General features: G+C 51.9%; 17 protein-coding genes and 1 riboswitch. Of the genes, 6 read left to right on the plus strand and 11 right to left on the minus strand.

What is annotated here, in order from left to right; translation table 11 throughout:
- Both MKZ24_RS05375 and araA read left to right on the plus strand, forming a co-directional pair.
- Entirely contained in the window at positions 1-696 is a 696-nt protein-coding gene (locus MKZ24_RS05375; RefSeq protein ID WP_042240989.1) for an L-ribulose-5-phosphate 4-epimerase, read from the plus strand.
- A 39-nt stretch (positions 697-735) separates the two neighbouring features.
- Positions 736-2160, plus strand: coding sequence for an L-arabinose isomerase (gene araA, locus MKZ24_RS05380; RefSeq protein WP_340781593.1), 1425 nt, complete (start codon positions 736-738; stop codon positions 2158-2160).
- Between the two features lie 113 nt (positions 2161-2273).
- Here the strand turns inward: araA and MKZ24_RS05385 are convergent, their stop codons facing one another.
- The 6 genes from MKZ24_RS05385 to MKZ24_RS05410 form a co-directional block, all read right to left on the minus strand.
- Positions 2274-3560: a hypothetical protein gene (locus MKZ24_RS05385; protein ID WP_340781594.1), complete on the minus strand. Its 1287-nt coding sequence runs from the start codon at positions 3558-3560 to the stop codon at positions 2274-2276.
- A gap of 40 nt (positions 3561-3600) precedes the next feature.
- Positions 3601-5226: a response regulator gene (locus MKZ24_RS05390; protein ID WP_340781595.1), complete on the minus strand. Its 1626-nt coding sequence runs from the start codon at positions 5224-5226 to the stop codon at positions 3601-3603.
- A 7-nt stretch (positions 5227-5233) separates the two neighbouring features.
- On the minus strand, positions 5234-6970 hold the full coding sequence (locus MKZ24_RS05395) for a sensor histidine kinase (RefSeq protein WP_340781596.1): 1737 nt from the start codon (positions 6968-6970) through the stop codon (positions 5234-5236).
- 82 nt (positions 6971-7052) lie between these two features.
- Positions 7053-8648: an ABC transporter substrate-binding protein gene (locus MKZ24_RS05400; protein ID WP_340781597.1), complete on the minus strand. Its 1596-nt coding sequence runs from the start codon at positions 8646-8648 to the stop codon at positions 7053-7055.
- A 70-nt stretch (positions 8649-8718) separates the two neighbouring features.
- Positions 8719-9633, minus strand: coding sequence for a carbohydrate ABC transporter permease (locus tag MKZ24_RS05405; RefSeq protein ID WP_042240975.1), 915 nt, complete (start codon positions 9631-9633; stop codon positions 8719-8721).
- Between the two features lie 14 nt (positions 9634-9647).
- The gene (locus MKZ24_RS05410) at positions 9648-10628 is read right to left on the minus strand and encodes an ABC transporter permease (RefSeq protein WP_340781598.1); all 981 of its coding nucleotides are present in this window, start codon (positions 10626-10628) and stop codon (positions 9648-9650) included.
- 246 nt (positions 10629-10874) lie between these two features.
- A riboswitch (glycine riboswitch) is annotated at positions 10875-10954 on the plus strand.
- A gap of 150 nt (positions 10955-11104) precedes the next feature.
- Here MKZ24_RS05410 and MKZ24_RS05415 point away from each other — a divergent pair.
- Positions 11105-12481, plus strand: a complete 1377-nt coding sequence (locus tag MKZ24_RS05415) for an amino acid permease (protein WP_340781599.1) — start codon at positions 11105-11107, stop codon at positions 12479-12481.
- Positions 12482-12544: 63 nt separating this feature from the next.
- The gene (locus MKZ24_RS05420; RefSeq protein ID WP_340781600.1) at positions 12545-13141 is read left to right on the plus strand and encodes a Crp/Fnr family transcriptional regulator; all 597 of its coding nucleotides are present in this window, start codon (positions 12545-12547) and stop codon (positions 13139-13141) included.
- On the opposite strand, the gene MKZ24_RS05425 is transcribed toward MKZ24_RS05420, so the two are convergent.
- Entirely contained in the window at positions 13098-13805 is a 708-nt protein-coding gene (locus MKZ24_RS05425) for a DUF4386 domain-containing protein (protein ID WP_340781601.1), read from the minus strand. The genes MKZ24_RS05420 and MKZ24_RS05425 overlap by 44 nt on opposite strands.
- Positions 13806-14072: 267 nt before the next feature.
- Between MKZ24_RS05425 and MKZ24_RS05430 the strand changes: the two genes are divergently transcribed.
- Positions 14073-14798, plus strand: coding sequence for a methyl-accepting chemotaxis protein (locus MKZ24_RS05430; protein WP_340781602.1), 726 nt, complete (start codon positions 14073-14075; stop codon positions 14796-14798).
- Between the two features lie 23 nt (positions 14799-14821).
- Here the strand turns inward: MKZ24_RS05430 and MKZ24_RS05435 are convergent, their stop codons facing one another.
- Positions 14822-15190, minus strand: coding sequence for a DUF1304 domain-containing protein (locus MKZ24_RS05435; RefSeq protein ID WP_042240955.1), 369 nt, complete (start codon positions 15188-15190; stop codon positions 14822-14824).
- Between the two features lie 146 nt (positions 15191-15336).
- Between MKZ24_RS05435 and MKZ24_RS05440 the strand changes: the two genes are divergently transcribed.
- Complete coding sequence (locus tag MKZ24_RS05440; RefSeq protein WP_042240954.1) at positions 15337-15840, plus strand: GNAT family N-acetyltransferase; 504 nt, start codon at positions 15337-15339, stop codon at positions 15838-15840.
- A gap of 119 nt (positions 15841-15959) precedes the next feature.
- On the opposite strand, the gene MKZ24_RS05445 is transcribed toward MKZ24_RS05440, so the two are convergent.
- From MKZ24_RS05445 to MKZ24_RS05455, 3 genes are all read right to left on the minus strand, one after another.
- Complete coding sequence (locus MKZ24_RS05445) at positions 15960-17366, minus strand: S-layer homology domain-containing protein (RefSeq protein ID WP_063840089.1); 1407 nt, start codon at positions 17364-17366, stop codon at positions 15960-15962.
- A 121-nt stretch (positions 17367-17487) separates the two neighbouring features.
- Positions 17488-18414, minus strand: a complete 927-nt coding sequence (locus MKZ24_RS05450; protein ID WP_340781603.1) for a phosphotransferase enzyme family protein — start codon at positions 18412-18414, stop codon at positions 17488-17490.
- Between the two features lie 170 nt (positions 18415-18584).
- Positions 18585-20219 (minus strand): histidine kinase N-terminal 7TM domain-containing diguanylate cyclase, encoded by a 1635-nt coding sequence (locus MKZ24_RS05455; protein ID WP_340790062.1) that lies wholly within the window; start codon positions 20217-20219, stop codon positions 18585-18587.
- Positions 20220-20252: the final 33 nt, after the last annotated feature.

A 20252-nucleotide genomic window follows, 5' to 3' on the forward strand; every position in this document is an offset into this window, starting at 1 on the left:
ATGTTAGAGCAACTGAAAGAAGAGGTATTCGAGGCCAATCTGGACCTGCCTAAGCATGGACTCGTCAAATACACCTGGGGCAATGTGAGCGCAGTTGACCGTGAGAAAGGCGTATTCGTCATCAAACCAAGCGGAGTCAGCTATGACAAAATGAAGCCTAGCGATATGGTCGTAGTGGATTTCGACGGTAACGTGGTTGAAGGGGAGATGAGACCTTCCTCGGATACACCGACACATGCCGTACTCTACAAGCATTATGCAGAAATCGGCGGCATCGTGCACACGCATTCGACCTGGGCGACCATCTGGGCGCAGGCCGGGCTGGATGTTGCTGTAATGGGAACGACACATGCCGACACCTTCTATGGCGCGGTACCCTGCGCCCGCTTCCTGACGCAGGAGGAGGTTGACCGCGGCTATGAAGCGGAGACCGGACGCGTGATCATTGAGACTTTTGAACAGCGGGGCCTTGATATTATGGCAGTTCCCGGCGTCTTGCTGAAAGGCCATGGCCCGTTCACCTGGGGGAAGAATGCCCATGATGCAGTGATGAACAGCGTGGTGCTGGAGGAAGTGTCCAAGATGAACCATTTTGCCCGCGAGCTGAACCATTTCGCTGAAGAACTGCCGCAGCGGATTCTGGATAAACACTATCTGCGCAAGCATGGCAAAGGCGCTTATTACGGTCAGAAATAATCTGATTTATATATTATCTAAGAGAAGAGGATGAATCATATGTCAACAGTAAGTGCTAAGCAATTCTGGTTTGTTGTAGGATCACAGCATCTGTACGGAGAAGAAGCCCTCGGTGAAGTTAAAGCTCATGCACAGGAAATGACGGATGCCCTCAATAACAGCGGTGTGCTTCCTTATCCGATGGTACTGCAGGATCTGGCGGTCACCGCAGACAAAATCACTTCGATCATGAAAGAAGTCAACTACCGTGACGAGGTTGCCGGTGTGATCACCTGGATGCATACCTTCTCCCCGGCCAAAATGTGGATCCGCGGCACGAAGCTGCTGCAGAAGCCGCTTCTGCACCTGGCTACGCAGTACAATGAGAGCATTCCTTGGGCAACACTTGATATGGACTTCATGAACCTGAACCAGGCTGCCCATGGCGACCGTGAATACGGGTTCATTAATGCCCGCCTGAAGAAACAGAACAAAGTGGTAGTAGGGTACTGGGAACGCGCCGAAGTCCAGAAGCAAATTGCGGAATGGATGGACGTTGCCGTTGCGTATAACGAAAGCTTCAATATCAAAGTGGCCCGCTTCGGCGACAACATGCGTAACGTGGGCGTTACCGAAGGCGACAAGGTAGAAGCCCAGATTCAGTTCGGCTGGACCGTGGATTACTTCGGGATCGGCGACCTGGTTGCTTATGTAAACGAAGTGAAGGAAGAAGAAATTGATGCGCTGTTCGCTGAATATGCAGAGCAGTATGAATTTGATTACGGTTCGTACAGCAAAGAAGCATGGGAAGCCAGCGTGAAGGTACAGGCCAGCTATGAAATTGCCCTCAAACGCTTCCTGGATGCCGGCAACTACAATGCGTTCACTTCGAACTTCGAAGACCTGCACGGCATGAAGCAGCTTCCGGGTCTTGCCGTTCAGCGTCTGATGGCACAAGGCTACGGCTTCGCCGGCGAAGGGGACTGGAAGACAGCAGCTCTGGACCGCCTGATGAAGGTGATGAGCCACAACCTGAACACCGGATTCATGGAAGATTACACCTACGAAATGGCTGCCGGCCAGGAAGCGATTCTGCAGTCCCACATGCTTGAGGTTGACCCAAGCCTGGCCAGCAACAAGCCGAAGGTGCTTGTGTCTCCGCTGGGTATCGGCGACCGCGAAGATCCGGCCCGTCTCGTATTCGACGGCAAGGCCGGCGAAGGCGTTGTGGTATCGATGGCTGACTTCGGCACGCATTACAAGCTGCTGATCAATGAAGTTACTGCCTTCGAACCGACGGTTCCGGCCCCGAATCTTCCAGTGGCCCGCGTGCTCTGGCAGGTAAAGCCTAACTTCCAGGATGGGGTTAAGGCTTGGATCGAGAATGGCGGTGGTCACCATACCGTGGTATCGCTGAACCTGACGACAGATCAGATCGTTACCTATGCCAAGCTGGTGGGCCTGGAATACGTGATTATTAAGTAATTGAGTTACTTGTTAAAGTAAACAGCGAGTAGATGTTAAAAAGAGCGAAGGGGCATATAGCCCTCTCGCTCTTTTTGTTTGGCAGGTGCAGATATGGTGAATACGGAGGTAAGTTAAAGGAAATCTGCTTGCTCCGCCGGGAAGCGTGTGCCGAATGTATGCGAAAATCCGAACACAATGCGCCAGCGCGGCGGGGTGTGAGCCAATGTACGCGAAAAACCGAACACAATGCACCAGCGCGGCGGTGTGTGGGCCAATGTACGCGAAAAACCGAACACAATGCGCCAGCGCGGCGGGGTGTGGGCTAATGTACGCGAAAAACCGAACACAATGCGCCAGCGCGGCGGGGTGTGGGCCAATGTACGCGAAAAACCGAACACAATGCGCCAGCGCGGCGGGGTGTGGGCCAATGTACGCGAAAAACCGAACACAATGTGCCAGCGCGGCGGTGTGTGGGCCAATGTACGCGAAAAACCGAACACAATGCACCAGCGCGGCGGGGTGTGAGCCAATGTACGCGAAAAACCGAACACAATGCACCAGCGCGGCGGGGTGTGAGCCAATGTACGCGAAAAACCGAACACAATGCGCCAGCGCGGCGGTGTGTGAGCCAATGTACGCGAAAAACCGAACACAATGCGCCAGCGCGGCGGGGTGTGGGCCAATGTAAGCGAAAAACCGAACACAATGCGCCAGCGCGGCGGGGTGTGAGCCAGTGTACGCGAAAAACCGAACACAATGCGCCGGCGCGGCGATGTGTGGGCCAATGTACGCGAAAAACCGAACACAATTCGCCAGCGCGGCGGTGTGTGGGCCAATGTACGCGAAAAACCGAACACAATGCGCCAGCGCGGCGGTGTGTGGGCCAATGTACGCGAAAAACCGAACACAATGCGCCAGCGCGGCGGGGTGTGAGCCAATGTACGCGAAAAACCGAACACAATGCACCAGCGCGGCGGTGTGTGAGCCAATGTACGCGAAAAACCGAACACAATGCGCCAGCGCGGCGGAGTGTGAGCCAATGTAAGCGAAAAACCGAACACAATGCGCCAGCGCGGCGGTGTGTGGGCCAATGTACGCGAAAAACCGAACACAATGCGCCAGCGCGGCGGAGTGTGAGCCAATGTAAGCGAAAAACCGAACACGATGCGCCAGCGCGGCGGAGTGTGGGCTAATGTACGCGAAAAACCGAACACAATGCACCAGCGCGGCGGGGTGTGAGCCAATGTACGCGAAAAACCGAACACAATGCGCCAGCGTGGCGGGGTGTGAGCCAATGTACGCGAAAAACCGAACACAATGCGCCAGCGCGGCGGTGTGTGGGCCAATGTAAGCGAAAAACCGAACACAATGCGCCAGCGCGGCGGGGTGTGAGCCAATGTACGCGAAAAACCGAACACAATGCGCCAGCGCGGCGGTTCGTATGCCCTATAGCGCCGCTCACTTCTTATTCCGTGCGCGGTAGTGCTGCGGCGTTACGCCGACCATCCGCTTAAACAGGTTGGAGAAGCTGCCCAGGCTGGTGTATCCTACCCGCTCTGCAATGTCTGTAATCTTGAGTTCGGTCTCCTCAAGCAATTGCTTGGCCTTCTGCAGGCGTTCCTGAATAATCACATCTGACATGGACAGGCCGGTCTCTTTCTTGAACAGCCGGGATAAATAGGCCGGGTTCAGATACACAGACGCCGCGAGTTCATCCCGGGTAATCTCTTCACTTAGACGGGAGCGGATATATTGTCTGATCTTGGTGACCGTGGCCGAGGAGACATTATGGCTTGTCTGCAATAATCGTAAAGCGGCGCCCAGACAATCCATCGCCCAGTTCTGCAAAGAGGCGGAGTGCTTCGGATAGTTCTCCTTATCCATCAGCGTCTTCAGCTCCGCAGAGGCGTGTGCAGATAAGCCTTTTTTGGCCAGAACAGTATGGAGAATGAAGAGAATGCCGTGGATGAGCTGACGGTGCAGCTCGCTTGTCCAGCGGTCAGGCCCGATATTTACGAACCATAGCGTGACGCGGCGCTCCAGCTCCTCCAGCTCGCCAAGCTCCAGGATGGTCGCCCACTCCCCGAATAAATGTATGGGAGCTGCCAGCGGCAAGGCATCCAGCGGTTTATCCTTAGCATACGCGGAATCATCAGGCCCGAACACTTGACGCGAACGGTTTAGATTGCCCTGCTCCCGTTCGGTGACGTAAGTGTAAGCACTCAAGATCTCAGGCAGTAATACGCCTGGACTGATGTAGACCGACAAGGAGCAATGCAGCAGCCGCTCGCAGGTATCCAGGAAGGTCTGGCAGTTCTGTTTAAGCGTGTGCCGGACAGCATTCAAGTCGCCTCTCACGTAGATAACCGCCAGGTTGTGGCCTATCTGATCCTGCAGCACAGTGCCTTCCAGCCCGCTTAGCAGCAGCTCTTCTGCCAAATTGCGCAGCGCATACTCCATGATGGTCTCATCCCGTGCACTGAGGTTCTCCTTCCATTGCTCCAGACCTAACAACGCGATGAAGTAACGGTCGTCCGGCTGCAGATCTAAATCGTAGGTGTTTGCGGAGATCTGCAACGATTCCAGGGCGGGGGCTGCCCGCTGGCTAAGAATATCCTGCCAGAACCGCTCCACCAGCAACGGCAGCTGATGCTCCCATTTCCTCCGGTAATCCCCGATAAGCGCTTCGAACTGCTGCTGTTCCTTCTGTTTATTGATTTCAGCCAGGGCTGTGCTTGCCACCTTCATTAATTCCCCGTAATCTACGGGCTTCAGCAAATAATGAAATGCCCCATGGTGGATGGCCCGCTGCGCATATTCGAAATCGGCATGACAAGTAAGCATAATCGTCAGCGTACCGGGAGAGTACTGTTTGACCCAGGCCAGCAATTCCAAGCCGCTTCTCCCGGGCATTTCGATATCGCAGATCAACAAATCTACGGTTTGCTGCTCCAGGCAGGCAATCGCCTGATCCACATTCTCCGCAAGACAGACATCCTCTACTTGCAAAGCGCTCCAGTTCACACCCTGCTGCAGTCCAAGCAAGGCGAAATATTGATCATCGACGATTAGAACTCTGTACATACGAGCATCACAGCCCCCTTTGAACGGGCAGCCTGATCTCCACAACCGCTCCTCCGTCAGGAGCATTGTGGAAGGTGAGCCTTGCCCGGTTGTTATAGAACATCAGCATCCGTCTGTATACGTTCCATATGCCCAGATGACGGTCTGTAGGTTTTTTCTCATACAAGCCAAGATTGAGCATGTCAAGCTGGTGTGCGGAGAAGCCCGGCCCGGAATCCCTGATCTGAATGGCAATGCAGGAATCGCTGTTCTCACGGGTTTCTTCACAAACCGTGATCCCAACCTTAAAGGGCTTGGTATTGTTGATGAAACCATGCTTGATGGCATTCTCTACAAAGGGCTGAATCAGCAGTGGCGGAATGAGTGTGTACTCAAGCTCCTTGGGGAGCTGAACCTGATAGGACAGCTTGTTCGGATACATGACCATTTGAATCTCAATATAGTTTTGAATGTGATTTAACTCGCTCAGGAGTGGAATCCAGGTGTCATTGGTATTCATAATGAATCTGAAATGGGAGACCAGATGTCCAATCATTTTTTTGATCAGCGAATATTGCTTAAGCTCTACCAGATGAAAGACGATATTCAAGGAGTTCATGAAAAAATGGGGGTTGATCTGTGCCTGAAGGTGCTTGAGTTCCGCCTGCTGCACCTTCATCTGCTCCTCATACACATCAATCTTGAGATTGCCGATCTGCTCGGCCATCTGGTTGAATTGCTGGGTAATAATCTGAAACTCCCTGCTATTGCCTTCCTTGAGCCGGTATTCCAGTTGTCCCTTCCCCAGGATGCGCATTCCGCTGGTCAATTGCTGGATGGGCTTGAACACAAGCCGGCTGAGCAGAGCCAGAAGGATGGCCATGATGATAATAATAGCGATAGGAATGACTTTGATGATCCGCTGGAAGATCGGCAGCTCGTCCAGAATGGACTTCTCATCCAGCAGAATGAAGACATTCAGATTGGAATATTGTGAAGGCTTGTCAATCAGCAGATAATGATTGCCGTTGCTGAGACGAATTGACGCATCCACGGGATGGGCAGGATTATCGAGATGTCTGCGGATGAGTGCGAGATCCTCATCACCGAATTGGCCCCATAACAATTTGCCGTCATTGCTGACCATGCCGATCTGTTCGCTGCCTCCTGTAGACTCTAGCTGGGTCAAAGGCTGTGCCAGGGAGTCAATGCTGACCAGAACCCCCATCAGGAGCCGTCCGCTCTTGTCCGGCAGTACCTTGAATAACACGGGCTCTCCGCCAATGGTCACGGTCTCCCACTTCAGGGAAGCCTGAAGATTAGGAGTCTTAAGGCGCGAGGACAGTCCGGAAGTAATCATCTCTTTCTCCTGATAATACTCTCTCTGGCTGCTGAGGAATAACTCCTCCCGGTCCTGATGGTAGACGAACACACTGCGGATGATGGTGTAGTAGCTGACATCGCTATACCACTGGTCCATAAGCTTGCGGATGGACAGATAATAATTGACACTGTCGGGGCCGCTGTCGGAATACAGCTCCAGCAGCATGTTCTCATTGGCCGTACGCAGCAGATAATGGCTGGTCTGCTCCAGCAGCTCATCGAGTGTACCTAAGTGAAGGGTCAGTGTATCCGAAGCGGACTTCGCAACCTTCTCCCGGACAATGTTGGTGGAATAGATATTGGTATAAGAGAGGAAGAGGAACAGCGGCGTGACCAGCAGTAAGACAAGTGCACTCACTTTGAATCGCAATGATAATTTCACAGTCTCACCCCTCAGGTACATTTGCGCCCCGGCAGCAGGAAAGGGGAGGGACAGAAAGCGTCCTTCCCCCGAGCCTATTTATTTAGGATTGTTTGGCCTTCCAGGCGTCATATTGCTTCTGAACCTCGGCACGGATCTCTTCGATTCCGTTGGCCTTCAGCTTCTTATTATATTCCTCAAGCACCTTGTCTACACCCAGACTGCCCGTTTCCAGCAGCGGGCGGAATTCCTTGATAATATTGCTGACCACGGAGACCTGTGTTTTGACAGCGTCGGTATTGAAGTTGAAGCCGAAGGACTTCACTTTATGGGCGCTCTCGTTATAGGCCTTGAACTTCTCCCATTTATCGGCATTTTCGCCTTCCCACAGATAGGTTATGGTCTGGTTACCGAACATCCATTCAATGCCCGGCGCCCAGCCTGTATCGGCACGGGTAGCAATGCCGTCAGGGAGCTTGATGAAGTTATCCTTGCCTTCCACCTTAACATACTGCCGGCCTTCTACGCCGAAGTCAATCAGGTTGACCAGAACCGGGTCGGTATGCAGCAGGTTCAGCAGCATCATCGTCCGCTCCGGATCAATGGAGGTACGTCCAATGGCCATCATAGAGTTACTGACGCTGGCTGTACTGATCTCGGGTTCATTACCCTTCAGCTTCACCAGCTCAATGCCGGTGGCGATGGAATCTTCCTTGTCGGAATCCGGTTTGTCTGAACCGAATTTCATCCAGGTTTTCCCTGCCTTGAAAGCGTCTTCAGTACTGGTTTTGGTCGTTGCGGCATCCTTGTTGATATACCCCTTGCTGAACCAGTCGCCGTAGAGCTTCATCCGGTAGATGGCCGTGTCGGACTCCATGGAGCTGATAACCATCTTATCGGTCTTGGTATCGAGAACGATACCAGCAGGAGCGCCTGCAACCAGCTCATAACGGAAGTTTTCCTTCATGCTCTCTTTGGTTTTGTCGAAGTAGCCAAGCGTATCGGAGCCGCTGCCGGAGAGCCAGATCGGTGCAATGGCCGGTTCCTTCTCCTTGATGGTCTGCAGCCATGGCTCCAGATCCTCCAGCGTCTGGATAGAATTCACATCGAATCCGTATTTATCGACCAGATCCTTCCGGAACATAATGGTATGGCTCTCGCCAATTTCCTTATTGGTGGGGATCGCATATATTTTGCCGTCTACCGTTCCGCCTTCAAGGAAACGGGGATCGAGGGTCTCCTTGATGCCTTGTCCATACTTGGATAACAGATCATCAAGCGGCAGGAATGCGCCTTTGGCTACGTTGTTGGCGAAATCCGCCCAGTTAGGGGCAAAGGTCAGATCCACCTGTTCCCCGGATTGGTAAGCCAGCGCCATCTTCTCGGCCCAGGAGGACCAAGGGAGTCCCTGGAAGTCAATCTCGGCGTTGATCTTTTCCTTGAGATATTTATTGATCTCCTCCACAACCGCCTTGGTATCATTCTGCGGGAAGTTCCCAACCGTGTAAACGGTTAACTTCCGGTACGTTGAAATATCGGGGTTGCTGCCCTCCGTGCCTCCGGCCGCTGTGGCCTCTGCTGTCGATTCTGCCTTGGACGGGGTGGAAGCGTTAGAATTGCCGCCGCCGCACCCGGTAATGCCCAGTATCACGGCGGTCAGAGCAGCAAACACCGCGCCAGAGCTTCTGGTTGTTCTCATTTGTATGAACCTCCTCAATGATAATTAGATCATATATTCTAACCGGCATTTACGCCAGAGTCAGACCGGGTTAGCCTTTGATTGCCCCTATAGTAAGGCCTTTGGTGAAGTACTTCTGGAAGAAGGGATAGACGAACAGGATCGGGCCAATCGACACCACCACCATGGCCATCCGCAGGCTTTCGGTCGGAACCGACTCTTGTACGAGCAGGGCTACACCGCTTCCCGCCAATTGGTTCTTGAAGAACTCGGCCTGACGAATCATTTGAATCATGACGTATTGCAGGGAGTACTTGTCCGTGTCATTAATGAAGAGCATGGAGTTGAACCAGTCATTCCAATACGTCAGTGTAGTGAACAGACCAACGGTGGCAAGAACAGGCAGCGAGATCGGAAGCACCAGCTGGAAGAAAATCCGCCATTCCGAAGCCCCGTCCAATTTGCCGGATTCTATCATCTCTTCGGGAACCGTCTGCTGGAAGAAGGTGCGGGCAATGAAAATATAGAATGCGTTGGAGAGGCCGGGCAGGATCAGTGCAATCAGCGAGTCCTTCAGATCCAAATAATTAACGTACAGCAGGTAGAAAGGGACAAGCCCTCCCGAGAACAGCATAGTGATCAGCAGGTAGAAACTAAAAGCCTTTTTAAAGGGAAAGTCCTTCCGGTAGAGGGGGTACGCGTACAGAGCAATCAATAGTACTGCCAGAAGGGTTCCGGTAAGCGTAACGGTCAGGCTGATTCCATAAGCTTTGACCAGCGTCTGCGAATGGTTGAACAGATATTGGTAAGCGGTCAGGTCAATCTTCTCGGGCCAGAATTTATACCCCTGCAGCGTTAACGTTTTCTCGTTGGTTAAGGAAATGGCGACAATGAGCAGAATAGGCAGGATGCAGGCCAGACTGAAGGCAGTGAAGAAGATGTTCAGCACAATCTGGGCGCTCTTGGAGCCTTTGGGATAGGCGCGGGTTCGGGTTGCAGTAGTCATTAAGATCCTCCGTTCTAGAAAAGTGCCGTATCGCGGTTCAGCTTGCGGGCCAGACTGTTCGCCCCGATAACAAGGAAGAAGCCGATGACGGATTGATAAAAGTTCGCCGCAGAGGACATACCCAGATCATTAAGCTGTATTAAGCCCCGATACACATAGGTGTCGATGACATCCGTAGTAGAGCGCAGCGCACCGGAGTCCAGCGTAACGTGGTAGAACAGCCCGAAGTCGGAGCGGAAAATACCGCCCATGTTGAGAATGGTGAGAATGACCATGATAGGCGTAAGGAGCGGCAGCGTAATTCGGGTGATCTGCTGCCACTTGCTGGCGCCGTCCACCACCGCAGCTTCATACAGCTCCTCGCTGATGCCGGTGATCGCGGCCAGATAGATGACACTGCCGATGCCGATCGAGTGCCACATCTTGGTGAGCCACAGAATATAGGGCCATGCATTGGGATGCATATAAGCATTGACTGAGGAATGGCCGAACAAGGGCAGAATATGCTTGACCAGGAAGCCGTACTCCGGGTGCAGGAAGGCGTAGACTATGAAGCTGACGACAACCATGGACAAGAAATTCGGCATAATCATAACAGTCTGGAAGAAACGGGAGGCCAGCTTGCTGCGAACCTCGTTGATCGCAATGGCCAGGGATACAGAGAGGATGAGCCCTGAGATAATGAAGACAACGTTGTAGCCGATGGTGTTAATGGTCACGCGCAGGGCATCGGATGTGGCGAAGAGGAACCGGAAGTTGTCGAGTCCCGCCCATGGACTGCCCATAATGCCGTCAACATAGTTGATGTTCTTGAAAGCAATGAATAATCCGAACATCGGGATGTAACAGTTGATGAAAAAAATAATGGCGGTTGGCAGCAGCATGAGCAGCAGCACCCGGTATTTCACAATGTTCCGCAGCAAACGGCCAAAGCTGCCCTGCTGCTGTGAAAGGGGCTGCTTGGTCAAAGCTTTTACGGTTGAAGGATTTGCCATTGGTTCTAACCTCGCTCTACATAATCTGGATGAATTTATTATAGTAGAGGAGCAGATACGAATTCTCTCTTGCAGATGACCCCGTTTATTCAAAAGTTACCTCATGTTGAACTCTTGAACATTGCGACTTTTTTCACAGAATATCTCTCACATGCCGAGTAATATGTTAGAATATCAGAATGCATTAACGCTTCACCAATTTAATACATCACACGGGCTATGATTGCTATGGATCACACTATAGCAGGAGCAGCTTCTGGAGAGACTGCGGGAGACCGCAGCGCCGAAGGGTTCACAATCTCAGGCAAAAGGACAGAAGAGTACGGAATTTGTATTTGTTATGCCGATTCTTTACGGTCAGCAGCGCAGGTAGCTTATTTTGATATTCTTATGAACCGGGAGATTGGATGACATCCAATCTCTTTTTTATGTTATTTGGCAGCATAGCGTTGTACACATTAAGGGGGAAAAAGGCAATGGCACAGACAGAATTAAAGAGAGATTTGGCGAACCGGCATGTACAGCTGATCGCTATCGGCGGCACGATTGGCACAGGGTTATTCCTGGGATCGGGCAGAGCGATTCAGCAGGCCGGCCCGTCCATTATGATCACGTATTTACTCGTGGGGATTGCCGTGTTTTTTGTGATGAGGGCGCTGGGTGAGCTGCTGCTCTCCAAAGCGGGATATCAATCCTTTACGGACATTGCTGAAGACTATTTGGGGCCCCGGGCTGCGTTCATTACGGGCTGGACCTACTGGTTCTGCTGGATTATGACGGCGATGGCCGATGTGATTGCGGTGGGCGTCTATGTGCAGTACTGGTTCGATATTCCGCAGTGGGTACCGGCCGTGATCTGCCTGATCATTCTGCTCGGACTCAATCTGCTCACGGTCAAAAGCTTCGGCGAACTCGAATTCTGGTTTGCCCTAATCAAAGTCGTCACGATTCTTGCCTTAATCGGCCTGGGAATCATTCTGCTGGTCATCGGGTTCAAGACGGATGCAGGATCGGTGAGCGTTCGCAATCTCTGGGAGCACGGGGGCGTGTTCCCGAACGGTGTTAAGGGCTTCTTATTTTCCTTCCAGATGGTTGTGTTCGCTTATGTCGGTGTGGAGCTTGTGGGTGTATCAGCCGCAGAAACAGCGGATCCGGAGAAAAATATCCCCTCGGCGATTAACAAGATTCCTCTGCGGATTCTCTTCTTCTATGTGGGCGCGCTCTTCGTGCTGCTGTGCATTAACCCGTGGACCCAGCTCAGTGCGGCTGAAAGTCCATTTGTGCGAACCTTCAGTCTAGTCGGGATTCCAGTTGCTGCGGGCATTATCAATTTCGTCGTCTTAACCTCAGCGGCTTCCGCCTGCAACAGCGGGATGTTCTCGACCAGCCGGATTCTGTATAATCTGAGCCGAAGAGATCAGGCATCCCCGCAGCTCGGCAAGCTGAACCGAAATCATGTGCCCGCGAACTCATTATTTATTTCTACATTTGTAATATCGGCCGGGGCGCTGCTCAGCAAGCTTATTCCAGGCCAAGCGTTCGGCATCGTTACAACGATCAGCGCCATTTGTTTCATCTGGGTGTGGGGTGTTGTGCTCGTATGTCATATCAAGTATAAGAAGAACCGCCCGGACTTACATGCCTCGTCCAAATTCAAAGCACCGTTCACACCTGTTATCAATTATGCGGTTTTAACGTTGTTTGCCGCCATTTTGATCATTATGCTGTTCGCAGATGAGACCCGTCCGGCGCTGCTGTGTACGCCTCTATGGTTCATTCTGTTGTTCGTCCTGTACTCCATGCGGAGCAAGAAGGAGAAAAGTGATGCGGAAGTTAGTATAATCAATACATGAGTGAAAGAATGTTCAAACGCTACTGACATGTTGTCAGCAGCGTTATAAGGAGGAATCCGAAACATGAAGCATAGATTGCTCCAATATATGACCCGGCTGACCTCCCTCAGCGAAGAGGAGCAGCAGGCTATTCTGGATGAGATTCTTGTCGAGGAATACAGCAAGGGAACCATTCTGCTTAGGCAGGGTGAGGTTCCCGGTCATTGCTATTTCGTGTTAAAAGGCTGTGTGCGGCAGCATAGTGTAGACGTTACAGGCCGCGACATCACCTCGAACTTCTACACAGAGGAGCAGGCGATCGCTATCTTCAATGCGCATAAAGAGGAGGCCTCGTCAGAATATAGCCTGACTTGCCTGGAGGACTGCGTACTGGTTGTCGGTGCGCTGAATACCGAGACGGAAATGTACGCCAGACACACGCAGCTGGAGCTGATGACACGCCGGATGATCGAGGAGAATTTCGGACAGGTGCAGGCGGAATTCGCCGCCTTCATTGCGGCATCCCCCGAAGACCGACTCAAGGCACTGCTGCATCGGAGGCCCAGCCTGATCAGCCGCGTCCCCCAGCATCAGCTGGCCAGCTATCTCGGGATGACACCGGAGTCGCTCAGCCGGATTAAGAAGCGGCTTGAGCGCGAACACGCGCAGCCGGGACTTTGAACAGCAGCCAGATGCCAAGCCCCAGCTCCCCTGCGGTCATCGGCAGCATGAACACCCATTTGATAATTTGAAGGAATTCCACATACCCGGGCACAAGTGTGCCGCACAGATGAACCACAATATAGCCGAAGCCTGCCAGCAGCAGCAGCACACTGATGGGCTTCGGAATATTCTCCGACCATATCGCCAGCACACCGATAATCAGCAGATGCCCCCCGAACAGAATTAAACCAGCCGACCATACCGCTTCAAAAGCATGAAGAATAAGCATGACCTCGGCCTGCAGCTCCCCTCGTGTGAAACCGGAAAGCGCAACCTCCCTGTTACCGGTAAGAAGTGATACCATGATCAGACTGGAGACAGCAATCCCCAACACTGCCGTATAAGCCAGGCGCAGCCATGCTCCCAGCAGGGACAAGCCCGGATGCACAGGCTTCAGCACCAGATATAAGGCCCAGGCAGCTGCCACATCACAGGCCATAATCAGTACCCAGCCCAGAATCCCGGCCCTGAACAGCGACGGAGAGGCCTGAAGATTGGCGAAGGTTGCAGCGGCATCTCCATCCACTACCAGACTCCCATGGACATATCCGTACGAGAGCGCGGCAGCAACCGCCATTACAATGAGGGATATTCCCCCGGTTCGAGCCACTGCAGCAGACATTAACATAACCCCCTGATTGATTATTGATTGTGGTTATATTGTACTAAGGCGCCTGCAGGGCTTCATTGACTTAAGTTAAGAGGGCATGATTAATTTTAAATATTAAGTTTTTGAATAAAGGATAGTCATTGGAAAATGTCGAAGCGATTAATAAAGGAGAACCCACATCCATGAAGAACATTATCCGCTCCTTTGAAGATATAGTGAACCTGGCGCCGATCCTGAAAGCTGCCTTTCCCTACGACGTATCTATTGCTGCCCTGTGATGTGGAGAAGTTCATCGCGTATTTCCCTGGTACGTCCATTGATCTGGGAATTCGGGCAGGGCAGATAATTCTCGCGGACGAACCTCTGTACCATGCGCTGAGAAATGATGAATTCTCGAAAGCTAATGTCCCTAAGGAGTACTACGGGTATGAATTCGCCGGGACGGTTCTTCCGGTACACGGAGAGGATGGAAGCGTCTGCGGGGCGGTCTGTATCCAGGTCCGCAGACAGACCGAACTGCGCGAAATCGCCGATCAGATCTCCGTCTCCCTAAATCAGGCACATGCCCGGATTGGGCATGTGGCAGAGGGCTCGGGACTGCTTGCCGATTACTCGCAGAAGCTGCTGCTCCAGTCAGAAACGACCGCCGAAAGTGTCAAAAAAAGCGATGAAGTGCTGGCTGTCCTCAGAAAGGTCGCCGACCAGACGAATCTGCTCGGGATTAATGCAGCCATTGAGGCCGCCCACGCCGGGGAAAAGGGGCGGGGATTCGATGTTGTAGCGAAAGAAATCCGCAAATTCTCGAAGGAAACCGAGCAGTCCGCGCAGCGGATCCGGGATACCCTGGGGGAGATCCAATCCGCGATGAAGCAGATCAGCCAATCCATCCATCAGATTGCGTCAGTCGGGCAGGAGCAGGCTGCTTCAACGAATGAAATCTCCAGCTTCATTGAGGAGATCCGGACGATGTCCGAGCAGCTGAACCAGTTCGCACAGAAGCTGTGAGGGAAGAGCGGCCATTCTAATAATTACAGATTCGCCAGAACAACGGCAAGCAGAGCAATGAAGGCCGGGAGGCCTTGAACCAAAAGAATGGATTTCTTGGCCGTGATGCCGCCATAGATGGCTGCAACTGCAACACAGATCAGGAAGAACAATTGAAGCTGAACACTGAAGGTATCGTTCGGATGCAGCAGGCTCCAGACTAGACCGGCCGCCAGAAAGCCGTTATACAATCCCTGGTTGGCAGCCAGCGATTTCGTTTCCCGGGCGAACTGCGGGGTGGTGCCGAACGATTTTTGCGCCCGCGGGGTAGTCCACAGGAACATTTCCAGCACTAGAATATACACATGCTCCAGTGCAACTAGGGCCACGAGTATTACACTCACCATCATCATAGTAAATCCCTCTTTTCATAATTATGTAAGATTGATCAACGGAAAAATTAAATTGTTTAAAATATAATTTTACACTGTCTAAATATAGCCAAATTCTGCAATTTTGTCAATTTGGAATCCATAAATTCCTTGAGGAGGCAAAACCGTTGTACCTAAGAATGCTGACATCTGTGGATGCGGAGGTTTACCGCGAGCTTCGGCTACAGTCGCTGCGGCTGCATCCGGAAGCCTATCTCAGCTCCTATGAATCGGAAAAGAAGCTGTCTATAGTCACCACCCGCATCAGGCTGGAGCCCTCGGAGAATAATTTCACACTGGGAGCTTTTGATGGTGAGGAGAAGCTGGTGGGCATCGTCACTTTCTTCCGGGAGAGCCGGCCCAAAATTGATCATAAAGCTAATATATATTCAGTATATGTGGATTCGGATGTCCGTAAACAAGGAGTGGGCCGCCGCTTGATGGTGGAGCTGATTGCCCGGGCGAGGCAGTTGCCGGGGCTCGAAATTCTGAATTTAACGGTAACCTCGAATAATGTAGCTGCCAAAAGACTATACGAATCTCTTGGATTCATCTGCTATGGCACAGAGCCGAAGGCGATGAAGCTTGGGGATGAATATCTGGATGAAGACCTGATGATTCTGATGCTGTAGCCTCTATCGTGTTGACAAGCATCCGGGCGGCGATCATAGAATATGCCAAAAAGCACAAGCCGTTGACTTGTGCTTTTTGAGCTGACTATAGCTGGCGGGAAATTGGAATGTTCCGGGTATTATTGATGGGCAGCAGCCCGTTTCAGGATCTCCTGAACCTGGCTAACCATAGCGGCCGCGTCTGTACGGGTGATTCCAGCCTGCGGATTGAACTTGCCGTCAGCATCCAGCTTCACGATCTTCAAGGCAATGGCCGTCTGAATGGCTCCCGAGTTCAGGATATTGATCTTGTCATTATCCTTGATCTCTACCGGAATCAGATTCAGCAGCGGCAGCTGGCCGCTGGTCTGGAGGGTATGCACCAGCAGGTAAGTGAACGATTCGCGGGACATGCTGGCTGCCGGATCAATCTTGATCTGCAGGTCCGCCTTCGGTCCTGCGGCTTCCTTGATCAGTTGAACAGCTTGCTCAGCCGTGAGAACTTCGCTCTCTGCTGCGGGTGCTTGATGAGTCTTCAAGTATTCCACCGCTTTATTCACGATATCCGTACCGGCGGTGCGTGTAATATCACCCTTTGGATTGAAATTGCCGGACTCATCCAGTGTAACGAAGCCAAGCGCCAGCGCGGTTTGAATAGCGCCCGAATTGGAGATATCCATCTGACTCGCATCCTTGACTTCAACCGGAATGAGCTTGATCATCGGCAGCTGTCCGCTGGTCTGGAGGGTATGCACCAGCAGGTAGGTGAACGATTCGCGGGACATGCTGGCTGCCGGATCAATCTTGATCTGCAGGTCCGCCTTCGGTCCTGCGGCTTCCTTGATCAGTTGAACAGCCTCTTCGGCAGTAAGCGTCTCACTCACCGCAGCCGGTGCCGGATGTGCCTTCAGATACGCCAGCGCATTGCTGATCGCTACAGCTGCTTCGGCGCGGGAGATTTCCTGCTTGGGGTTTAGCTTGCCACTGGCGTCCAGCTTCAGGACACCGTAGTTCAGGGCGCGCTGGATCGAACCGGAATATTCGGCTTTGACCTGATCCTGGTCCTTATAATCAATAACAACCGGCTTGATCATCGGCAGCTGGCCGCTGGCTTCGATCGCATCAATGAGCTGGTGCGTGAATTCTTCACGTGTCAGCTTCTGGTTTGGCTTCAGGTCGGCGGGCAGATCCAGCCCGTGGACACCGGCAATAATGAGCGCCTCTGCATACCAGGCGGAATCATTGGCATTCTTGAAATAGTCGGTGGCATGCGGCTCCTTCACGAACCGGATCAGATCCAGGTTCAGGTTAAGAGCATTTACGATCATCTGTACACCTTCAGCCTCAGAGATGCTGATATTTGGGCCGAACAGATCTTGGCTGATCCCTTTGATCAGGCCGCTATTCTGCAGTGCAATAATCTTGTCTTTATCCTGCACATTATTAATATCCTTGAAGGTTGCCGCAGAAGCGAACTGTTGCCCCGCGAAGCTGAGCGCCAGTGCAGCAGCAGCAGACATAGTAATGATCTTGAATGTGTTCTTCATTGTCAGTCACCTCGTAGAGTAGTTTGTGGTTTATTTGTGATCTTAGACGTGCCGCCCTGCAAAAAGGTTACAGCAGGATTTAATTTATCAAACCTAATAAACCCCGAGCCCTGTCTTAATGCTAGTATTGTTTGCTCAGACAAAGCTCCCGCCAATTCATAAGCCATTTGTACTGTTCATCGCAAAATTCCTTCGATACCGACTGCAAGCCCTGGCAGCGGACAATTCTGGAGATGATCTGATAATGCCTGACCGCAATGAAATCCAATACGGCTGAGCACTCCTTGTCACTCAAGGTCCGCAGCTTACTATATCCGGAATAGAACTGTTCAAACAGACGCCGGGTGTCATCATACATGGACTCGTGAAATTGATTAAAGTGAGTGTTATCAGACATATAGGCAACATCCATGGCCGGATAATCCCCTGAAGCGTCATCGAAGTCCATAAGGACGTATTGCCCGCGGCTGTCCCTGAGCATGTTGCCTGTATGCAGATCGCCATGACAAAAGTGTCTGGGTAGCTCTGACATACGGCTCCATAGTTCATTGCCATAGTGTTCGAGCGCAGTAACGGACTCGGAAGCACAGTCCAGTTCGCGCATAATGGAGAGATAGTCACCGATGTAGTCGGTTTTTGTCCGGTGGATCAGTTCATCCGGGTAGCCCTGCATAAGCTGATGCAGTTCGCCGGTTTGTTGACCGATAACCTCTGCTTCGGCTATCCCATCGGGCGTAGCCCCCTCGGCATAGCGGAAGAGCACCGCTGCCTGCAAGCCATCCTGAGCTTCAAGAAGGATATGACTCTCCTGCCCCGCCGTCCGCAGAACAGTAACGGCAGGATAAGAATGAGCCTCTAAATAATCAAGAATACGGACGGACTGCAGGGCATCGGCTGTCTTGAAGCTGCGGTATATTTTGAGTACATAACGCTTACCTTCGCCCTCTGCGAAATACACCCCGCCGATCATCTCCCGGTGAAGCCGGAGCTGCTCAATACGGAGCGGGTAGGAGCGGTTAATCTCGCGGATAAGATGATCATAATCCATCGGCGGTATCCCCTTTTGACGAATTGTTCTAACTGTTATTCATTATCCTGCTTGGCGAAACCGGATGTATAGAGAAAGCTTAGCTATAATTAAAGTTACAATAGGGAACAGCCCCGCAGACAAAAGTTAAGCCACCCGGTTTCCTGAGCCGGGTGGCTTATGTGTATTCGCTAACTTTTCACGGAAACAATCTGATTGCGGCCTTGATGCTTGGCTGCGTATAGGGCTTTATCCGCCGATTTGAACAAATCATTCAAGTAAGTCGTTGAGCTCATGGGCGGGGGGACCTTGAATTCCCCGATGCTAAGCAGTCCTATGCTGATGGTGATGGATATAGCCTCGTCTATATTATCAATTCTGATGTTATTGGTCTCAATGCTCGATTTAAGCTGTTCCGCCAGATTATACGCATCGGCCTCGTCCGTATCCGGCAGGTAGATTATGAATTCCTCGCCGCCATAACGGGCCAGGATATCGGATTGCCGCAGACTGCGCTGCAGAACCTCCACCGTACTGCAAATGACTTCATCTCCGGCGAGATGTCCGTAACGGTCATTGACCATTTTGAAATAATCGATGTCGATCAGTATAATGGTCGAAGGGGAGTGATGATCGCGCTCCTTCAGCAATTCATGCTCCAGCTGCTGCATCAGATAATGCCGGTTGAAGCAGCCGGTCAGGCTGTCGGTGATGGCCATCTTCCGGAGCTTGGCGTTCGTCTGGAACAGCTCTTCGTGGACTTTGATTAAAGCGGAGTTGCGCTCTTGCAGAATGGTGTTCTGCTGGTTCGTCTCATCAATGAGGCGCCGAAGCTCGGTTATATTCTGGAAGGTGACAATCCGTCCGACCCTCACACCGCTCACCATAATCGGTGCGGCATGAATGCTGATGTACATTTGGAGTGTGGGATATATTAGTTCTGTCTCGGCCACCTCAAGCGGATGGTCACGGTAGGCTTGCAGGAACTGTTCGGTCTTGACGGTATTGCCGCCGGGCAGGTGGCTGGCCATATCGAACTTCTCCCCGGGATTCAGCCGGATCTGGGGATGCAGAGCCTGGTTGATTTCGACCACCTGTTCTTGATCGTCGAGGACGAGAATTCCGTATTCCATCGTATTGATGATATCCTGGTGGGCGATAGTTACAATATCAAACACTTTGTCCTGGTGAATGGTAATCACGAAGAAGGTGGCTGACACCACAATGCCGAGCGAAGTAAAGCCCGGAATGACCGGCAGGTAATCGTCCAGCACTACGTTCAGGAACACATCGACCATCAGGAAGAAACAGACGGCAACGATCCCTTTTAGCATATACATGATCTGATTCTTGATTCGCGGCGCCTGACGGGACACCAGGGCTACATAAATGATGTACAGCGACACGCTGGCATTAAGAATAAGAATAGACATGTTGATCCAAAAAATAGGTCCGTAGATCCGCTCAACATATCCGCCGTTTACCGGGAGAACAAACCAGCCGTTCGGATTCAGCACAACAGCCAGCGAGGACAGGAATGCCGGAACAAGCAGGGCGATTAATGTTTTGCGGTTAAGAAATTGCGATTGGCCTGAGAGCAGAATGGTGAAGAAGATCCAGCCTGTAGTCAGCAGGGAGGCATCGATAAAGGCAAGCTTTACATAGAATAGCTGATAGATGGGATCATCAACGGTTCGGATGGCAAACTGGCAGTAGGGCCAGATCATCATGGAGAAATGAAAACCCAGGTAGACTTTGTGCAAATTGGTTATCGTACCCACAGAAATAAATATGTATATAAACAAAAGGAACAAGACAAAGCACATTATCAGATCAATCCAAGACTCCAAGGCCAATAT

Origin of the sequence: Paenibacillus sp. FSL R7-0297, from assembly GCF_038009025.1 — a bacterium.
Lineage (GTDB): Bacteria > Bacillota > Bacilli > Paenibacillales > Paenibacillaceae > Paenibacillus_AQ.